The organism is Streptomyces sp. NTH33 (genome assembly GCF_003236365.1).
GTDB lineage: Bacteria > Actinomycetota > Actinomycetes > Streptomycetales > Streptomycetaceae > Streptomyces.
In genome coordinates, this window is the sequence record NZ_POTZ01000122.1 from 1 (window position 1) to 15,967 (window position 15,967).

General features: G+C 70.7%; 15 protein-coding genes and 1 pseudogene. 15 read left to right on the forward strand and 1 reads right to left on the reverse strand.

Annotated features, from left to right (window positions below; translation table 11 throughout):
* Positions 1–237: pseudogene (locus C1I97_RS14585) on the reverse strand (peptidylprolyl isomerase); the annotation flags it as partial.
* Positions 238–404: 167 nt separating this feature from the next.
* On the opposite strand from C1I97_RS14585, the gene C1I97_RS14590 reads away from it, so the two are divergent.
* The 15 genes from C1I97_RS14590 to C1I97_RS41455 form a co-directional block, all read left to right on the forward strand.
* Positions 405–1,118 carry an MBL fold metallo-hydrolase gene (locus C1I97_RS14590; RefSeq protein WP_111003644.1) on the forward strand — a complete coding sequence of 238 codons (714 nt, stop codon included), beginning with the start codon at positions 405–407 and terminating at the stop codon, positions 1,116–1,118.
* A gap of 11 nt (positions 1,119–1,129) precedes the next feature.
* Complete coding sequence (gene hisS / locus C1I97_RS14595) at positions 1,130–2,392, forward strand: histidine--tRNA ligase (RefSeq protein WP_111003656.1); 1,263 nt, start codon at positions 1,130–1,132, stop codon at positions 2,390–2,392.
* A 193-nt stretch (positions 2,393–2,585) separates the two neighbouring features.
* Positions 2,586–3,242: a vitamin K epoxide reductase family protein gene (locus C1I97_RS14600; protein ID WP_111003645.1), complete on the forward strand. Its 657-nt coding sequence runs from the start codon at positions 2,586–2,588 to the stop codon at positions 3,240–3,242.
* A gap of 67 nt (positions 3,243–3,309) precedes the next feature.
* Positions 3,310–4,665 carry a replication-associated recombination protein A gene (locus C1I97_RS14605; RefSeq protein ID WP_111003646.1) on the forward strand — a complete coding sequence of 452 codons (1,356 nt, stop codon included), beginning with the start codon at positions 3,310–3,312 and terminating at the stop codon, positions 4,663–4,665.
* A 374-nt stretch (positions 4,666–5,039) separates the two neighbouring features.
* Positions 5,040–5,654 carry a 30S ribosomal protein S4 gene (gene rpsD / locus C1I97_RS14610; protein ID WP_111003657.1) on the forward strand — a complete coding sequence of 205 codons (615 nt, stop codon included), beginning with the start codon at positions 5,040–5,042 and terminating at the stop codon, positions 5,652–5,654.
* 234 nt (positions 5,655–5,888) lie between these two features.
* Positions 5,889–6,338: a DUF948 domain-containing protein gene (locus C1I97_RS14615; RefSeq protein ID WP_181446729.1), complete on the forward strand. Its 450-nt coding sequence runs from the start codon at positions 5,889–5,891 to the stop codon at positions 6,336–6,338.
* 9 nt (positions 6,339–6,347) lie between these two features.
* Positions 6,348–6,707 carry a hypothetical protein gene (locus tag C1I97_RS14620; RefSeq protein WP_111003648.1) on the forward strand — a complete coding sequence of 120 codons (360 nt, stop codon included), beginning with the start codon at positions 6,348–6,350 and terminating at the stop codon, positions 6,705–6,707.
* Complete coding sequence (alaS, locus tag C1I97_RS14625; RefSeq protein WP_111003649.1) at positions 6,707–9,379, forward strand: alanine--tRNA ligase; 2,673 nt, start codon at positions 6,707–6,709, stop codon at positions 9,377–9,379. The genes C1I97_RS14620 and alaS overlap by 1 nt, the downstream gene beginning before the upstream one ends.
* A gap of 16 nt (positions 9,380–9,395) precedes the next feature.
* A complete protein-coding gene (ruvX, locus tag C1I97_RS14630) occupies positions 9,396–9,860 on the forward strand; it encodes a Holliday junction resolvase RuvX (protein ID WP_111003650.1) in 465 nt (154 codons plus the stop codon).
* A 122-nt stretch (positions 9,861–9,982) separates the two neighbouring features.
* Positions 9,983–11,848 carry an endolytic transglycosylase MltG gene (gene mltG / locus C1I97_RS14635; protein WP_111003651.1) on the forward strand — a complete coding sequence of 622 codons (1,866 nt, stop codon included), beginning with the start codon at positions 9,983–9,985 and terminating at the stop codon, positions 11,846–11,848.
* Positions 11,845–12,672, forward strand: a complete 828-nt coding sequence (locus tag C1I97_RS14640) for a shikimate dehydrogenase (protein ID WP_111003652.1) — start codon at positions 11,845–11,847, stop codon at positions 12,670–12,672. Before mltG ends, C1I97_RS14640 begins: the two co-directional genes overlap by 4 nt.
* Before the next feature lie 209 nt (positions 12,673–12,881).
* On the forward strand, positions 12,882–14,066 hold the full coding sequence (aroC, locus tag C1I97_RS14645; protein WP_111003653.1) for a chorismate synthase: 1,185 nt from the start codon (positions 12,882–12,884) through the stop codon (positions 14,064–14,066).
* Positions 14,063–14,581 carry a shikimate kinase gene (locus C1I97_RS14650; RefSeq protein ID WP_111003654.1) on the forward strand — a complete coding sequence of 173 codons (519 nt, stop codon included), beginning with the start codon at positions 14,063–14,065 and terminating at the stop codon, positions 14,579–14,581. Before aroC ends, C1I97_RS14650 begins: the two co-directional genes overlap by 4 nt.
* Entirely contained in the window at positions 14,578–15,669 is a 1,092-nt protein-coding gene (gene aroB / locus C1I97_RS14655) for a 3-dehydroquinate synthase (RefSeq protein WP_111003655.1), read from the forward strand. The genes C1I97_RS14650 and aroB overlap by 4 nt, the downstream gene beginning before the upstream one ends.
* Before the next feature lie 164 nt (positions 15,670–15,833).
* The coding region (locus C1I97_RS41455; protein WP_258382566.1) for a Pro-rich N-terminal domain-containing protein at positions 15,834–15,967 on the forward strand (134 nt) is incomplete at its 3' end.

Sequence of the window (15,967 nt, forward strand, 5' to 3'; positions counted from 1 at the left end):
GCTGGGGGCCGGGGCGCTGGGGGAGACGTCCGCGCTCGCGTTGGCCTTGTCGTCCTTGCCGTTCTTCATGACCCCGGTCGTGTACAGGGCGGCACTGCCGATCACGACCACGCCGAGCACCGACGCGATCACGGAGTTGCGCACGTGTGCCCTGCGCCGCGCGGCGGTGCGCCGCTGCTGCTGCCGCAAGAACTTCTCCCGGGCGAGCTGACGTCGCCGCTGCTCCTGGCTGACCACCGGGTTCTCTCCTCAAGCGTCTCGTGTGTCGACCGGTACGCGTGCGACCGCTGAACCGGCCGTTCGCGTGTGACCCGTACCGTATATGGGTTCGCTGAGGATCCGGCAGCGCCGGTAGGCTCTGACGACAGTTGCAGCCACCCGTATCGAGACAACGAAGGACGATCGTGCTCATTGCCGGGTTCCCCGCCGGGGCCTGGGGGACGAACTGCTACCTCGTCGCCCCCGCCGCCGGTGAGGAGTGCGTGATCATCGACCCCGGCCACCAGGCCGCCCAGGGCGTCGAGGAAGCGGTCAGGAAGCATCGGCTCAAGCCCGTCGCCGTCGTCCTCACCCACGGCCACATCGACCACGTGGCCTCGGTCGTCCCGGTCTGCGGCGCGCACGACGTACCGGCGTGGATCCACCCGGCCGACCGGTACATGATGAGCGACCCCGAGAAGGCGCTCGGCCGTTCCATCGGGATGCCGCTGATGGGCGAGCTGACCGTGGGGGAGCCGGACGACGTCAAGGAACTGACCGACGGCGCCGGGCTGGAGCTGGCCGGCCTGGAGTTCTCCGTCGCGCACGCGCCCGGCCATACCAAGGGGTCGGTGACGTTCCGGATCCCCGAGACCGCGGACATTCCGCAGGTGTTCTTCTCCGGGGACCTGCTCTTCGCCGGCTCCATCGGACGCACCGACCTGCCCGGCGGTGACATGGCCGAGATGCTCGACTCGCTGGCCCGCGTGTGCCTGCCGCTCGACGACTCGACCGTGGTGCTGTCCGGCCACGGCCCCCAGACGACCATCGGCCGGGAGCGCGCCACCAACCCCTATCTTCGGCAGGTGGCGGCCGGCCCGGGAGCGGACGCGGACACCGCTCCCCGACGAGGAATGTGACGAGAGACTTCGTGAGCACCTTCAAGGCCCCCAAGGGCACGTACGACCTGATCCCGCCGGACTCCGCCGTGTACCTGGCGGTCCGCGAGGCGATCGCCGCCCCGCTGCGCAACTCCGGCTACGGCTACATCGAGACGCCCGGCTTCGAGAACGTGGAGCTCTTCGCGCGCGGGGTCGGCGAGTCCACCGACATCGTGACCAAGGAGATGTACACCTTCGAGACCAAGGGCGGCGACAAGTTGGCCCTCCGCCCCGAAGGCACCGCCTCCGTGCTGCGCGCCGCCCTGGAGGCCAACCTCCACAAGGCGGGCAACCTGCCGGTCAAGCTCTGGTACTCCGGCTCCTACTACCGCTACGAGCGCCCCCAGAAGGGCCGCTACCGCCACTTCTCCCAGGTCGGCGCGGAGGCCATCGGCGCCGAGGACCCGGCGCTGGACGCCGAGCTGATCATCCTCGCCGACCAGGCGTACCGCTCGCTGGGCCTGAGCGACTTCCGCATCCTGCTCAACAGCCTCGGCGACAAGGAGTGCCGCCCGGTCTACCGCGCCGCCCTGCAGGACTTCCTGCACGGCCTGGACCTGGACGACGACACCCGCCGCCGTGTCGACATCAACCCCCTGCGCGTCCTCGACGACAAGCGGGAGACGGTCCAGAAGCAGCTGACGGGCGCCCCGCTGCTGCGCGACTACCTGTGCGACGCCTGCAAGGCGTACCACGAGGAGGTACGGACCCTGCTGGTGGCCCAGGGCGTCTCCTTCGAGGACGACCCCAAGCTGGTCCGCGGCCTGGACTACTACACCCGCACCACCTTCGAGTTCGTCCACGACGGCCTGGGCTCCCAGTCCGCGGTGGGCGGCGGCGGCCGCTACGACGGCCTCTCCGAGATGATCGGCGGCCCGGCCCTGCCCTCGGTCGGCTGGGCCCTGGGCGTGGACCGCACCGTCCTGGCCCTTCGGGCGGAGGGTGTCGAACTCCCACTGCCCTCCACGACCAGCGTCTTCGCGGTCCCCCTCGGCGAGGAGGCCCGCCGTCTCCTCTTCACGAAGGTCACCGAGCTGCGCAAGGTGGGCATCGCGGCCGACTTCTCGTACGGCGGCAAGGGCCTGAAGGCGGCGATGAAGGCGGCCAACAGGTCCGGTGCCCGCTACGCGCTCGTCGCCGGCGAACGCGACCTCGCCGACGGCGTCGTCCAGCTCAAGGACATGGAGTCCGGTGAGCAGACGGCGATCGGCGTCAACGAGATCGTGGCGGAGCTGGAGTCACGGCTCGGCTGAGATCGGCTGAGAGACAGTGAGCACGGTGAGCCGGGCGGTCCGTGCCGCCCGGCTCGCTCATTGTCCGGAACCGGACGTTCGGGGCCGGCCCCGCGTATCTTCTTGCGTCCACCTCACGTTGAGCACACGTGTGTGTGCGGCACAATGGCCGTGCCCGAAGCAGGTCCGACTCACAGGTGACGGAATCGGCGTGATGAGCAAGACGACGGTCAAAGACGTGTCCGCGGAACCCGAGCCGGAACGCACGGCGCCCGCGCCGCGCACGGTGGGCGGTAGCCGCGCCTTCGCCCTGCTGCTGGTGATCACGGGCGCGGCCGGTCTGCTCGCCGCGTGGATCATCACGATCGACAAGCAGAAGATCCTCGAGGGCAAGCTCAGCGGCAAGGTCTTCACCCCCAGCTGCAGCCTCAACCCGATCGTGTCGTGCGGCAGCGTCATGGAGAGCAAGCAGGCCACCGTCTTCGGATTCCCGAACCCGCTGCTCGGCCTGGTCTGCTACGGCATCGTCATCTGCGTCGGCATGAGCCTGCTGACCCGTGCCACCTTCCCGCGCTGGTACTGGCTGACCTTCAACTTCGGCACGCTCTTCGGCGTCTGCTTCGTCACCTGGCTGATGTTCCAGTCGCTGTACCGGATCAACGCGCTGTGCCTGTGGTGCTCGCTGGCCTGGGTCGCCACGATCGTCATGTTCTGGTACGTGACCTCCTTCAACGTCCGCAACGACTTCCTGCCCGCGCCGCGCCCGGTGAAGAACTTCCTCGCCGAGTTCACGTGGGTGCTGCCGGTCACGCACTGCGGTGTGATCGTCATGCTGATCCTGACCCGCTGGGGCAGCAGCCTCTGGGCCTGATCCGTCGGACAGGCCCTGGGCGAACGGCCCTGGTGGTGGTGCCGGCGGCGTGGCATAGGGTTTCAGCGTGGAGCCCGACCTGTTCACCGCCGCAGCAGAAGAACGCCAGGAGAAGGACCCGGCCGCGAGTCCCCTGGCGGTCCGGATGCGCCCGCGCACCCTCGACGAGGTGGTGGGCCAGCAGCATCTGCTCAAGCCCGGCTCGCCGCTGCGCCGGCTGGTCGGCGAGGGCTCGGGCGGCCCGGCGGGACCCTCGTCGGTGATCCTGTGGGGCCCGCCCGGCACCGGCAAGACCACCCTGGCGTACGTCGTCTCCAAGGCCACCAACAAGCGCTTCGTGGAGCTGTCGGCGATCACCGCGGGCGTCAAGGAGGTCCGCGCGGTCATCGACGGCGCCCGCCGGGCCTCCGGCGGCTACGGCCAGGAGACCGTGCTCTTCCTCGACGAGATCCACCGCTTCAGCAAGGCCCAGCAGGACTCCCTGCTCCCGGCGGTGGAGAACCGCTGGGTGACGCTGATCGCGGCCACCACCGAGAACCCGTACTTCTCCGTGATCTCCCCGCTGCTGTCCCGCTCCCTGCTGCTCACCCTCGAACCCCTCACCGACGACGACGTCCGCGGCCTGCTCCGCCGTGCCCTCACCGACGAGCGCGGCCTGAAGGACACCGTCACCCTCTCCGAGGACACCGAGAACCACCTGCTGCGCATCGCCGGCGGCGACGCCCGCCGCGCCCTGACCGCCCTGGAGGCCGCCGCCGGGGCCGCCCTCGCCAAGGGCGAGAGCGAGATCGGCCTGACCACGCTGGAGGAGACCGTCGACCGGGCCGCGGTGAAGTACGACCGCGACGGCGACCAGCACTACGACGTCGCCAGCGCCCTGATCAAGTCCATCCGCGGCTCCGACGTCGACGCCGCCCTGCACTACCTGGCCCGGATGATCGAGGCCGGGGAGGACCCCCGGTTCATCGCCCGCCGCCTGATGATCTCCGCCAGCGAGGACATCGGCCTCGCCGACCCGAACGCGCTGCCGACAGCCGTAGCCGCCGCCCAGGCCGTCGCCATGATCGGCTTTCCCGAGGCGGCCCTGACCCTCAGCCACGCCACCATCGCCCTGGCCCTCGCCCCCAAGTCCAACTCGGCGACCACGGCGATCGGCGCCGCCCTGGACGACGTGCGCAAGGGACTGGCCGGACCCGTCCCGCCCCACCTGCGGGACGGGCACTACAAGGGCGCGGCCAAGCTCGGCCACGCGCAGGGCTACGTCTACCCGCACGACCTGCCCGAGGGCATCGCCGCCCAGCAGTACGCGCCGGACGCCCTGAAGGACCGCGAGTACTACACCCCGGGCCGGCACGGCGCCGAGGCGCGGTACGCGGACGCGGTGGAGTGGACCCGCAAGCACCTCGGCCGGAGGCGGTCGTAGGGCCCGGCGCGGATTGCCGGACAGGCCCCGGCACCCTGTAGACTCTCCCGAAGCGCTGAGTCCCGTGTCCGGCACCTCGCAAGAGGCGACGGCACCACCAGAGCGGGACATCCAGCCGGAACCCCACCGCCCCAGGGCAGCGGGGATCCAGGAGCGTCGCGCACCGGCGAACGGTGTCGCGGGCCGCCCACCACCACCCGCACATCCCGGGACCGGTCGGTGGGCCACTCGCGTGCTGCACGTATGTGCCCAGACCAGGGAGCGGCTGCCCACCAGGTCCGATGAGGATCCGGCGGGTTCCCCCGGCTGCGGATGCGACCTCCCCTAACCCTGGTGAAGCCGTATTCACACAGAAACACGAGGTGTTCGGTTCCATGGCGAACCAGTCCCGCCCCAAGGTCAAGAAGTCGCGTGCCCTCGGTATCGCGCTGACCCCGAAGGCCGTCAAGTACTTCGAGGCCCGCCCCTACCCGCCGGGTGAGCACGGCCGCGGCCGTAAGCAGAACTCGGACTACAAGGTCCGTCTGCTGGAGAAGCAGCGCCTGCGCGCTCAGTACGACATCTCCGAGCGCCAGCTGGTGCGCGCCTACGAGCGTGCCGCCAAGACCACGATGAAGACCGGTGACGCGCTCCTCATCGAGCTCGAGCGCCGCCTCGACGCGCTGGTCCTGCGTTCGGGCATCGCCCGCACGATCTACCAGGCCCGCCAGATGGTCGTCCACGGCCACATCCAGGTCAACGGCCAGAAGGTCGACAAGCCGTCCTTCCGCGTGCGTCCGGACGACGTCGTCCAGGTCCGCGACCGCAGCAAGGACAAGACGCTCTTCCAGATCGCCCGCGAGGGCGGCTTCGCCCCCGAGGGCGAGACCCCGCGCTACCTGCAGGTGAACCTCAAGGCCCTGGCGTTCCGCCTGGACCGTGAGCCGAACCGCAAGGAGATCCCGGTGATCTGCGACGAGCAGCTCGTCGTCGAGTACTACGCCCGCTGATCCAGGCCGGCCGCGGTACTTCAGCCCGCCGTCTCCCCCGCCTTTCCGGGCGGGCGAGGCGGCGGGCTCGCTTGTGTGCCTTTGGCAGCACCCGCGCGGAGCGCGATTCCGCAGGGCGCGGGCGGGAAACCGGTACGGAGCGCTGCCCCCGGCGCGATAGGCTCGGTGCACGTTTTTTTCGATGTTCTCGATGTTCTCGATGGTCTCGATGTTCAGGCACGTATCAGGGAGCGGGTGCGCACAGTGTCCGGTGGTGAGGTGGCCGGGATCCTGGTGGCCGTCTTCTGGGCGATCCTGGTCTCCTTCCTCGCCGTCGCACTGGTGAGGCTGGCCCAGACGCTCAAGGCGACCACCAAGCTCGTGGCGGACGTGACCGACCAGGCCGTTCCGCTGCTGGCCGACGCCTCCCAGGCGGTGCGCTCCGCGCAGACCCAGATCGACCGGGTCGACGCGATCGCCTCCGACGTCCAGGAGGTCACCTCCAACGCCTCCGCGCTGTCCACCACCGTCGCCTCCACCTTCGGCGGCCCGCTGGTCAAGGTGGCCGCCTTCGGCTACGGCGTGCGCCGGGCGCTGGGCGGCCGCAAGGAGGACGTGCCCGGCAGGACGTCGAGGCGTACCGTGATCGTGGGCCGCACCGTCCCGGCCGCGCGGCGGGGGAAGCGGAACAACCGGGAGAAGTAAGGACTGACGATGTTCCGCCGTACGTTCTGGTTCACCACAGGTGTCGCCGCCGGCGTGTGGGCCACCACCAAGGTCAACCGCAAGCTGAGGCAGCTGACCCCCGAGAGCCTCGCCGCGACCGCGGCGAACAAGGCGCTCGAGGCAGGCCACCGGTTCAAGGACCGCGCGGTCGGCTTCGCGCTCGACGTCCGCGACAACATGGCCCAGCGGGAGGCCGAACTCGGCGAGGCGCTCGGCATCGACGCACCCGTCGATCCCGAACTCCCCGCGCCGAGGCGGTACGCCGCCATCGAGAACCACAACAGCCCGAAGTACGCCGGGAACTCCACGGACCCGACGTACTCGTACAACCGGAATGAGGACCACTGATGGAGTCGGCTGAGATCCGCCGCCGCTGGCTGAGCTTCTTCGAGGAGCGCGGGCACACCGTCGTCCCTTCGGCGTCGCTCATCGCGGACGACCCGACTCTGCTCCTCGTCCCGGCCGGCATGGTGCCCTTCAAGCCCTACTTCCTGGGCGAGGTCAAGCCGCCGTTCCCGCGCGCCACCAGCGTGCAGAAGTGCGTGCGCACGCCCGACATCGAAGAGGTCGGCAAGACCACCCGGCACGGCACGTTCTTCCAGATGTGCGGCAACTTCTCCTTCGGCGACTACTTCAAGGAAGGCGCCGTCAAGCTCGCCTGGGAGCTGCTCACCACCCCCCAGGACAAGGGCGGTTACGGCCTCGACCCCGAGCGCCTGTGGATCACCGTCTACAAGGACGACGACGAGGCCGAGCGGATCTGGCACGAGGTCGTCGGCGTGCCCAAGGAGCGCATCCAGCGCCTGGGCATGAAGGACAACTTCTGGTCCATGGGCGTGCCCGGCCCGTGCGGCCCCTGCTCCGAGATCAACTACGACCGCGGCCCCGAGTTCGGCGTCGAGGGCGGCCCCGCCGTCAACGACGAGCGGTACGTGGAGATCTGGAACCTCGTCTTCATGCAGTACGAGCGCGGCGAGGGCACCTCCAAGGACAACTTCGAGATCCTCGGCGACCTGCCGAGCAAGAACATCGACACCGGGCTCGGCCTGGAGCGGCTCGCCATGATTCTGCAGGGCGTGCAGAACATGTACGAGATCGACACCTCCATGGCCGTCATCAAGAAGGCCACCGAGCTGACCGGTGTCGCCTACGGCGACGCCCACGACTCGGACGTGTCCCTGCGCGTGGTCACCGACCACATGCGCACCGCCACCATGCTCATCGGCGACGGCGTCACCCCCGGCAACGAGGGCCGCGGCTACGTGCTGCGCCGCATCATGCGCCGCGCCATCCGCAACATGCGCCTGCTCGGCGCCACCGGCCCGGTCGTCAGGGACCTGATCGACGTCGTCATCGACATGATGGGGCAGCAGTACCCGGAGCTGATCACCGACCGCGAGCGCATCGAGAAGGTCGCCCTCGCCGAGGAGGCGGCCTTCCTGAAGACGCTGAAGGCCGGCACCAACATCCTCGACACCGCCGTCACCGAGACCAAGCAGGCCGGCGGCACCGTCCTCGCCGGCGACAAGGCCTTCCTGCTCCACGACACCTGGGGCTTCCCGATCGACCTCACCCTGGAGATGGCCGCCGAGCAGGGCCTCACCGTGGACGAGGAGGGCTTCCGCCGCCTGATGAAGGAGCAGCGGGAGCGCGCCAAGGCCGACGCCCAGGCCAAGAAGACCGGACACGCCGACCTCGGCGCCTACCGCGAGATCGCCGACACCGCCGGCGAGACCGACTTCATCGGCTACACCGACACCGAGGGCGAGTCCACCGTCGTCGGCATCCTCGTCGACGGCGTCTCCTCCCCGGCCGCCACCGAGGGCGACGAGGTCGAGGTCGTCCTGGACCGCACCCCGTTCTACGCCGAGGGCGGCGGCCAGATCGGCGACACCGGCCGGATCAAGGTCGACTCCGGTGCCGTCATCGAGGTCCGCGACTGCCAGAAGCCGGTTCCGGGCGTCTACGTCCACAAGGGCGTCGTCCAGGTCGGCGAGGTCACCGTCGGCGCCAAGGCCCACGCCTCGATCGACGCCCACCGCCGCAGGGCCATCGCCCGCGCCCACTCCGCCACGCACCTGACCCACCAGGCGCTGCGCGACGCCCTCGGCCCGACGGCCGCCCAGGCCGGCTCCGAGAACCAGCCCGGCCGCTTCCGCTTCGACTTCGGCTCCCCCTCCGCCGTACCGCAGACGGTGATGACCGACGTCGAGCAGAAGATCAACGAGGTGCTCGCCCGCGACCTCGACGTGCACGCCGAGGTCATGGGCATCGACGAGGCCAAGAAGCAGGGCGCCATCGCCGAGTTCGGCGAGAAGTACGGCGAACGCGTGCGCGTGGTCACCATCGGCGACTTCTCCAAGGAGCTGTGCGGCGGCACGCACGTGCACAACACCGCCCAGCTGGGCCTGGTCAAGCTGCTCGGCGAGTCCTCCATCGGCTCGGGCGTGCGCCGTATCGAGGCCCTGGTGGGTGTGGACGCCTATCACTTCCTCGCCCGCGAGCACACGGTCGTCGCCCAGCTCCAGGAGCTGATCAAGGGCCGCCCGGAGGAGCTGCCGGAGAAGGTCTCCGCGATGCTCGGCAAGCTGAAGGACGCCGAGAAGGAGATCGAGAAGTTCCGCGCCGAGAAGGTGCTGCAGGCCGCCGCCGGCCTCGCCGAGTCCGCCAAGGACGTCAGGGGCGTCGCCCTTGTCACCGGGCGGGTCCCGGACGGCACCACGCCGGACGACCTGCGCAAGCTGGTCCTCGACGTACGCGGCCGCATCCAGGGCGGCCGGGCCGCCGTGGTCGCCCTGTTCACGGTGAACAACGGCAAGCCGCTGACGGTCGTCGCCACCAACGAGGCCGCCCGTGAGCGCGGGCTGAAGGCCGGTGACCTCGTCCGCACCGCCGCCAAGACGCTCGGCGGCGGCGGTGGCGGCAAGCCGGACGTCGCCCAGGGCGGCGGCCAGAACCCGGCCGCCGTCGGCGAGGCCGTGGACGCCGTGGAACGCCTCGTGGCGGAGACCGCGAAGTGATGAGGACCCAGTAGTGATGAGGAAGGGACGTCGGCTCGCGATCGACGTCGGGGACGCCCGTATCGGGGTCGCCTCCTGCGACCCCGACGGGATCCTCGCCACCCCGGTGGAGACGGTCCCCGGCCGGGACGTCCCCGCGGCGCACCGCCGGCTCCGGCAACTCGTCGAGGAGTACGAGCCGATCGAGGTCGTCGTCGGGCTCCCGCGCTCCCTCAAGGGAGGCGAGGGCCCGGCCGCGGTCAAGGTCCGCGCCTTCGCCGGGGAGCTGGCCAAGGGCATCGCCCCGGTGCCGGTCCGGCTGGTGGACGAGCGGATGACGACGGTGACGGCCAGTCAGGGCCTGCGGGCTTCCGGGGTGAAGACCAGGAAGGGACGCTCCGTGATCGACCAGGCCGCCGCCGTCATCATCCTGCAGCAGGCCCTGGAATCCGAACGAGTGTCAGGCAAAGCACCCGGCGAGGGCGTCGAAGTGGTCATCTGATCGCGGTACGGTAACGTTCCGCGCGATGCGCCGGTGTTCGAACAGCCGATGCACAGCAAGAGGCGGAACGGGTGCCGGGTCACCACGCCGCGTAACCTCCGCCTCGCGGCTCTAGGGGATCGATGACTGAGTATGGCCGGGGCCCAGGCTCCGAACCGTGGCATCCGGACGACCCGTTGTACGGGGACGGCGGATGGGGAGGACAGCAGGCCCAGGCGGGTCAGCAGCCCCCCTACGGGGGCCAACCGCAGCACCATCCGCAGCAGCCGCAGTACGGCGAGTGGGGTCACGAACAGCAGGCCGGCTACGGCGGGCAGTACCAGCAGCAGTACGGCGAGCAGGGTCACCAGCAATCCCCGCACTACGACCAGCAGGGTCACCAGCAGCCCCCGCACTACGACCAGCAGGGTCACCAGCAGCCCCCGCACTACGACCAGCAGGGTCACCAGCAGCCCCCGCACTACGACCAGCAGGGTCACCAGCAGCCCCCGCACTACGACCAGCAGGGCCACCACCAGCAGTACACGGGCCACTTCCAGGACCAGCAGCAGTACCAGCAGGGCGGCTGGGACGGCGCCGGTGGCCAGCAGCAGCCCCCGTACCCGGCTGACCCGACCGACCCGTACGGCCGGCAAGCCGCGGCCCACGGCGCCGAGCAGCCCGACTTCTACGGCACCCCCGACGCCTACCCGCCGCCCCAGCCGCCGAGCCGCCGGCGCGCCGAACCGGAGCCGCGGCCCGACTGGGACCCGGAACCCGAACCCGACCAGGACGAGCACGCCTTCTTCGCGGGCGGTGGCGACGAGGACGACGACGCCGATGCCGACGACCCGAGGAACGAGGGCCGGGGGCGCGGCGACCGCAAGGGACGCGGCGGCAAGGGCAAGGACAAGGGCAAGAAGCGCCGCAGCGGCTGCGCCTGCCTGGTCGTCGTCATGGTCTTCGGCGGTGGCGCGGTCGGTGTCACGTACTACGGCTACCAGTTCTACCAAAATCGTTTCGGCGCGGCGCCGGACTACGCGGGCGACGGGAACAGCGAGCAGGTCACGGTCGTCATCCCCAAGGGGGCCGGTGGCTATGTGATCGGGCAGGAGCTGAAGAAGGCGGGCGTCGTCGCGAGCGTGGGCGCGTTCGTCTCCGCGCAGGAGGCGAACCCCAACGGCAAGCAGATCCAGGACGGCGTCTACACGCTGAAGAAGCACATGTCGGCCGCGAGCGCGGTCCAGTTGATGCTCAGCCCCGAGAGCCGCAGCAACCTGATCATCGCCGAGGGCAAACGCAACGCCGACGTCTACAAGCTCATCGACATGCGCCTGGAACTGGACGAGGGCACCACCGCCAAGGTCGCCAAGAGCGAGTGGAAGAGCCTCGGCCTGCCCGCATGGGCGATGAACCACAAGAACGTCAAGGACCCGCTGGAGGGCTTCCTCTACCCGTCCAGCTATTCGGTCGCCAAGGGGCAGAAGCCCAAGGACGTTCTGAAACAGATGGTGACGCGGGCCAGTGCGCAGTACACGGGCATGGGCATCGAGAAGGAGGCCAAACGCCTCGGGCTCGACAGCCCGTGGGAACTCCTCACCGTGGCGAGCGTCGTCCAGGTCGAAGGCAAGTACCAGCACGACTTCACGAAGGTCGCCCGTGTCATCTACAACCGCCTCAAGCCGGACAACGTCGAGACGGTCGGCCGACTGGAGATGGACTCCACCGTCAACTACCTCAAGGGCCAGAGCACCTTGGACATAGGGCAGGTGAAGGACCTGCGGAAGATCGAGGATCCGTACAATACGTACAACATAAAGGGACTTCCGCCGGGGCCCATCAGCAACCCCGGCAAGGAGGCCATCGAGGCCGCGATGAAACCGACCCCGGGCCCCTGGTACTACTTCGTGTCGATCAACGAGGACAAGACGGTGTTCTCGGTGACCAACGAAGAGCACAACAAGAAGGTGGCAGAGTACGAGAGGGAACGGAAAAAGTCGGGACAATGAGCACAGCCAGACGCGCCGCGGTCCTCGGCTCGCCCATCGCCCACTCGCTCTCCCCGGTGCTGCACCGGGCGGCGTACGAGGAACTGGGGCTCACGCACTGGTCGTACGACCGGTTCGAGGTCGACGAGGCCGGCCTGCCCGCGTTCTTCGCGGGCCTCGGACCCGAGTGGGCGGGGCTGTCCCTGACCATGCCGCTGAAGCGGGCGGTCATCCCGCTGCTCGACGCGATCAGCGACACGGCCGCCTCCGTCGAGGCGGTCAACACGGTGGTCTTCACCGAGGACGGCCGTCGGCTCGGGGACAACACCGACGTGCCCGGCATGGTCGCCGCGCTGCGCGAGCACGGCATCGAGCAGGTCGGCTCGGCGGCCGTCCTCGGCGCCGGCGCCACCGCCTCCTCCGCGCTGGCCGCGCTCGCCCGTGTCTGCACCGGCGAGGTCGTCGTCTACGTCCGCAGCGAGGCCCGCGCCGCCGAGATGCGGCAGTGGGGCGAGCGGCTGGACGTCGAGGTCCGTACGGCGGACTGGGCCGACGCGGCCGAGGCCCTGCGGGCCCCGCTGGTGATCGCCACCACCCCGGCCGGTACGACGGACGCGCTGGCCGGCGCCGTGCCCGAGCGGCCCGCCACCCTCTTCGACGTCCTCTACGACCCCTGGCCCACCGCTCTCGCGGCCCGCTGGTCCATGGCCGGCGGCGCCGTCGTCAGCGGCCTCGACCTGCTGGTGCACCAGGCGGTCCTCCAGGTCGAACAGATGACGGGTCACGCCCCGGCCCCCCTGGACGCCATGCGCCGAGCAGGCGAGAAGGCCCTCGCCGGCCGCTGACCACGGCTGTTTCCGCCGAAGTGGACGCCGGGTGTCCGGTGCGGCCGGTGCGGGGCGGTGCCGCGGTTCGAAGACGGTACGCCGGACGTCCGACTGCTGGACCGTCGACCGGGACCGACGCCCGGACGTGGGAGGATCGGAGGTGGCGGGCCAGGGCCGCGCACCCGGTCGCGCCGTCGCAGTTCCAGGCGCGAGCATGAGGAGCACCGTTGAGCAGGTTGCGCTGGCTGACCGCGGGGGAGTCCCACGGACCCGCACTCGTCGCCACGCTGGAGGGCCTTCCCGCCGGCGTGCCCGTCACCACGGAGATGGTGGCGGACCACCTCGCACGGCGGCGCCTGGGCTATGGGCGTGGCGCCCGGATGAAGTTCGAGCGTGACGAGGTCACCTTCCTCGGCGGGGTGCGGCACGGGCTGACCCTGGGCTCCCCGGTGGCGGTCATGGTGGGCAACACCGAGTGGCCCAAGTGGGAGAAGGTCATGGCCGCCGACCCGGTCGACCCGGCGGAGCTGGCCGAGCTCGCGCGCAACGCGCCGCTGACCCGCCCCCGGCCCGGCCATGCCGACCTGGCCGGCATGCAGAAGTACGGCTTCGACGAGGCCCGGCCGGTGCTGGAGCGCGCCTCCGCGCGGGAGACCGCGGCCCGCGTGGCGCTGGGCGCCGTCGCCCGGTCGTACCTGAAGGAGACGGCCGGCATCGAGATCGTCAGCCACGTCGTCGAGCTGGCCGCGGCCAAGGCGCCCTACGGCGTGTACCCGACCCCGGCGGACGTGGAGAAGCTGGACGCGGACCCGGTGCGCTGCCTGGACGCGGACGCCTCCAAGGCGATGGTCGCCGAGATCGACCAGGCCCACAAGGACGGCGACACGCTCGGCGGCGTGGTGGAGGTGCTGGCGTACGGCGTGCCGGTGGGCCTGGGCTCCCACGTGCACTGGGACCGCCGGCTGGACGCCCGGCTCGCCGCCGCGCTCATGGGCATCCAGGCGATCAAGGGCGTCGAGGTCGGCGACGGCTTCGACCTGGCACGGGTGCCCGGCTCCCAGGCCCACGACGAGATCGTCACCACCGACGAGGGCATCAGGCGCGCCACCGGCCGCTCCGGCGGCACCGAGGGCGGGCTGAGCACGGGCGAGCTGCTGCGGGTGCGCGCCGCGATGAAGCCGATCGCGACCGTGCCCCGGGCCCTGAGGACCGTGGACGTGGCCACCGGCGAGGCGGCGCAGGCCCACCACCAGCGCTCCGACGTGTGCGCGGTGCCGGCCGCCGGCATCGTCGCCGAGGCCATGGTCGCCCTCGTCCTCGCCGACGCCGTCGCGGAGAAGTTCGGCGGCGACAGCGTGGCCGAGACCCGCCGCAACGTGCGGGGCTACCTCGACAGCCTGGCGATCCGGTGAGCGCCGCACCGGTCGTCGTCCTGGTCGGGCCGATGGGCGTGGGCAAGTCCACCGTCGGCCGGATGCTGGCCGACCGCCTCGGCGCCGCCTACCGGGACACCGACGACGACATCGTGGCCGAGCAGGGCCGCACCATCGCCGAGATCTTCGTCGACGAGGGCGAGGACGTCTTCCGTGCGATCGAGAAGGACGCGGTGCGCCGGGCGCTGGCCGGACACGACGGCGTGCTGGCCCTCGGCGGCGGCGCGATCCTCGACGAGGACACCCGCGCCCTGCTCGCCGGACTGCGGGTGGTCTACCTGTCGATGAACGTCGAGGAGGCCGTCAGACGCACCGGCCTCAACGCCGCCCGGCCGCTCCTCGCCGTCAACCCGCGCAAGCAGTGGCGCGAGCTGATGGAGGCCCGCCGGCACCTGTACGAAGAGGTCGCCACGGCCGTGGTCGCCACCGACGACCGTACGCCCGAAGACGTCACCCGAGCGGTCCTGGACGCAGTGGAGTGGAAAGAAGCATGAGCGAGGCAGTGACGCGGATCCACGTCGGCGGCACCGCGGGCAGCGAACCCTACGACGTACTGGTCGGCCGCCAACTCCTGGGTGAACTCACCGGGTTGATCGGAGACAAGGCCAAGCGGGTCGCCGTCGTCCACCCCGAGGCGCTCGCCGGGACAGGGGACGCGCTCCGCACCGACCTGGCCGAGCAGGGCTACGAGGCGATCGCCATCCAGGTGCCCAACGCGGAGGAGGCCAAGACCGCCGAGGTCGCCGCCTACTGCTGGAAGGCGCTGGGCCAGTCCGGTTTCACCCGCACCGACGTCATCGTGGGCGTGGGCGGCGGCGCCACCACCGACCTGGCCGGTTTCGTGGCGGCCACCTGGCTGCGCGGGGTGCGCTGGATCGCCGTCCCGACCACCGTGCTGGCCATGGTCGACGCGGCCGTCGGCGGCAAGACCGGCATCAACACCGCCGAGGGCAAGAACCTCGTGGGCGCCTTCCACCCGCCCGCGGGCGTGCTGTGCGACCTGGCCGCCCTGGACTCCCTGCCGGTCAACGACTACGTCTCCGGGCTCGCCGAGGTCATCAAGGCCGGCTTCATCGCCGACCCGGCGATCCTGGACCTCATCGAGTCCGACCCCGAGGCCGCCCGCACCCCGGCCGGCCCGCACACCGCCGAACTCATCGAGCGCTCCATCCGGGTCAAGGCGGACGTCGTCTCCGCCGACCTCAAGGAGTTGGGCCTCAGGGAGATCCTCAACTACGGGCACACGCTCGGCCACGCCATCGAGAAGAACGAGCGGTACAAGTGGCGGCACGGCGCGGCGGTCGCCGTCGGCATGCACTTCGCCGCCGAACTCGGCCGTCTCGCGGGCCGGTTGGACGACGCCACGGCCGACCGCCACCGCACGGTCCTCGAGTCGGTGGGCCTGCCGCTGCACTACCGCTACGACCAGTGGCCCAAGCTGCTGCAGACGATGAAGGTCGACAAGAAGTCCCGCGGCGACCTGCTGCGCTTCATCGTCCTGGACGGCCTCGCCAAGCCCACCGTCCTGGAGGGCCCGGACCCGGCCGTGCTGCTCGCCGCCTACGGTGAGGTGGGGCAGTAAGTCCCGCCGCGCCCCCTTTGTCCTGTCCGCCGTACGGTGACGGGCACTTCGGGCCGCGCCCGGCCGTTCACCATACGACGGCCGGGGAAGGTACCGTTCGGTAGGCGGCGGGGTCGGGCCCGCCGCCGGCGCCAATTGCCTCGTACGAGACGGAGTCGCACCGGATGCAGCACGCAGTGGGTTCACCGCTGCCGCCGCCCCACCAGCCGGGGCACGGACCGGCCACCGGCTGGTCACCGGCCGCACAGCACCCGGGGCCGCACCACCCGGGGCCACAGCACCCGGGTGCGCCCCGGGG